We start from the raw sequence: 2911 nt of genomic DNA, 5'->3' as shown, positions 1-2911 counted from the left end.
AGATTGCCGGGCAGATGTTTGATAACGAATATGACCTGGCCATGACCGTCATTGAGGGCATGGAGGCACGTAGTAGAACCGGAGATTACCCACTGGAACGTTTTATATTTAATTGCGCCTAGCTACTTAGACCACTTTTTTATAGATGGCTACCTCCTCAAACGACGATGGCGACCTTGCCCTGCACCGGTCGCTGTTCGAGGTATCGAATGACCGCAGGCACCTCGCTGAGGGCTTAGCTGCGATCGATGCGTCTAACGACAGGGCTTTGCCCATAAAAAATAGACTGGCTATAGAACGGCCAACGGTGACGGCCAACTTCATCACCAATGCTGAGCTAGAGCCTAACAATCAGTACAGAAGCATAGGATCAAGATCCCATCAGTCTGATGCTCCCAGAGTAACTCCATGGGGCTATCTTAAAATGAGCGCTTACTCCAACGCGCCCTAAGCAGTGGCCAAAAACCGTCTCAATAGGCCCATCACAACAGCAGGATGTTCTACGTGGGGCAATACTCCAGAATTGGGGATTTCGATCACCGGGTGTATGGCGTTGGGGTTTAAGCTAGCTAACCGCTTTACCATCGCCGGGGCCGAAAACCGAGACCCAGCGCCCAGCACAAAGGTCGTGGGGGTTTGCAGCTGACCAATGTAGCGAGCCAGATCGAAGCTAATGTCTCCATTGAGAGAGGCTAGGGCAGCGTACTCGGCATTGGGCTGCTGAGTGCAGGCCAGGTAGCCCTGTACGGTATCTGGCGTGATGCGGCTGGGGTCGGCAAAGAGAAACGTCGATAGAAACGACCGCACGGCCAGTTCATTGGCTGCACCGACCTGGTATAAGAGGCGATCTACCCCCGGGATGCTGGCCAATAGGGCCGGTAAACTCGCTTTGTAGTCGCGGCCAAAGTCGCTATTGCCCGAAGGCGATACCAAAAATAACCCCTTGAACAACTCAGGCCGCAGGGCGGCTAGACGTAACACAACCCCAGCGGTGAGGGAGGTCGCGACTACCAGCGTGGGCGGCTGGGTGAGTGACTCTAATAGATGGGTAATGAGGTAAAAATAGTCGTCTACAGAGTAAGCCCGGGCTGGATGGGTTGACTGGCCCCAGCCAATTAGATCGGGAGCAATGACCCGATGAGTTGCCCCGAAGGCCGCATAAACCTTAGACCACTCGAAGGCAGATGAACCACCCCCCAGACTGTGCAAAAACACCAGTGGTGGGCGAGCCGTTTCAGCTGCACTAGTCCAGGGTGAACCCCCAGGGGTGTAGTAGGCCATGACTCCCAACTCGGTGGCCAGGGCCTGTTGGATAAAACCCAAGGGCTGGAAGTTAAGCATGGGGATGTCCGGTAAGATTCAAGGCGATGGGGTGTAGGCCAAAGGCCTTACCCGCGATTCAATTTTAGGCCGATCTATGGCTTGATCTGCCCTAGGAGGTGAGACTAACGTTACCTAGTGAGCTGTTAATCTATCGATTGCAGGGGGAGGAGGTACAACCCAAGCGGCTGGCGCTGGATGCGACCAATGGCGCGATCGCAGCGGAGCTGATCCATCTCTTTCAGCAGCAGGTGGGGCATACCCAGGGTGAGCTCAACCGCTACCTCCAAGAACTCGAGGGCGAAGACACCAACTACCGCATCAAGCGCGGACTGGCCCATATTCTACGCAATAGTTTCGCCACCTTTGACATCGTTAGCCCCCTGGAGCCGATTGAGCTGCGACGGCGAGTATTTGCCCTAGCGGCTCAAACCGCGCCCGCGCCGGCTATAGCTAGGGGGCATTTAGACACCCTCGCCCAGCAGCTTACCCAAGAACTGAATCGAGACGTATCCGCAGCGGATTTACGCCAGGGGCTTTACGCCGATCGCAAGGATAACCACATTTTGATTGAGTTTGAGCCCCCCACCCCAGAGGCGCTAATTCATCGCTATAACCTGTCGCAGACCCAGGGGGTATTTTATAAAGCCAGCGACCTGGCCATGCATCTGTACCGCAACGACCCTGGCGAATACAAACTGATGTTTCGCTACCTGAAGCTGTTTCGGCTGATGACCTACATCGAAGGCGACGCCGACCAGGGGTTTACCATCACCATCGACGGCCCGGCCAGTCTGTTTAAAGCCAGTACCCGCTACGGCGTGGATATTGCCAAGCTGATTCCAGCCATTCTCCATGTCAGCAAGTGGCGGCTGACCGCCAAGCTCCAGATCAAAGACAACTTTACCCAGCAGGTCAAGCCGCGCCAGTTTAAACTCACCAGCGACTGTGGTCTGGTCACCCACTACCCCCCCGGCAAGACCTACGACAGCATGATTGAAGAGTCGTTCGTCAGCCGCTGGCCCGCCAAGACTCCCTGGCGGCTGGAGCGGGAAGTGGATCTGATTCCCCTTCCCGGTAGCGTGATGATTCCTGACTTTCGCCTAGTGCACCCCGACGGGCGGGAGTATTTGCTGGAGATTGTGGGCTACTGGCGGCCCGAGTACCTGCGCAAGAAGTTTGCTCAGGTGCGCAAATCGGGGCGCGACAACCTGATTTTGGCGGTGTCGGAGCGGCTCAATTTGGAAAATGCGGGGGTAGATATTGCCAAAGTACCAGCTCAGGTGGTGTGGTTTAAGACCAAGCTCCAGCCGAAGGTGGTACTAGAGGTGCTGGGAGACTGAGGCTTGCAACATACCCTTTGAAATCTTGGGCGGCATCACCAATATTGAAGTACCCGAGATGGTTCATCAACTGTTCGCTATGGCAAGTTAGCCCAGACGAGCACTTGTTATCTAGTGAGTAGCGCTTTGGGCTTCTAGATCGATGCCCAGCACCTGGGTGTAGGCCCCCCGGGCCTGGGTAACGCCAATGGTACGCTGGGCAGCTTCAATCATGGGGCGGCGCAGGCTGACCACAATAAACTGAGCCT

2 protein-coding genes are annotated in these 2911 nt (G+C 55.6%); one reads left to right on the top strand and one right to left on the bottom strand.

All coding sequences use genetic code 11. The features are described from left to right. Positions 1 to 447: 447 nt before the first annotated feature. Entirely contained in the window at positions 448 to 1341 is an 894-nt protein-coding gene (locus tag IQ254_RS30585) for an alpha/beta fold hydrolase (protein WP_193969903.1), read from the bottom strand. A 98-nt stretch (positions 1342 to 1439) separates the two neighbouring features. Between IQ254_RS30585 and IQ254_RS30580 the strand changes: the two genes are divergently transcribed. Continuing rightward, entirely contained in the window at positions 1440 to 2663 is a 1224-nt protein-coding gene (locus IQ254_RS30580) for a DUF790 family protein (RefSeq protein ID WP_193969902.1), read from the top strand. The last annotated feature ends 248 nt before the right edge of the window (positions 2664 to 2911 follow it).

Source organism: Nodosilinea sp. LEGE 07088 (assembly GCF_015207395.1).
Lineage (GTDB): Bacteria > Cyanobacteriota > Cyanobacteriia > Phormidesmidales > Phormidesmidaceae > Nodosilinea.
This window is presented reverse-complemented; position numbering and strand designations above follow the sequence as displayed.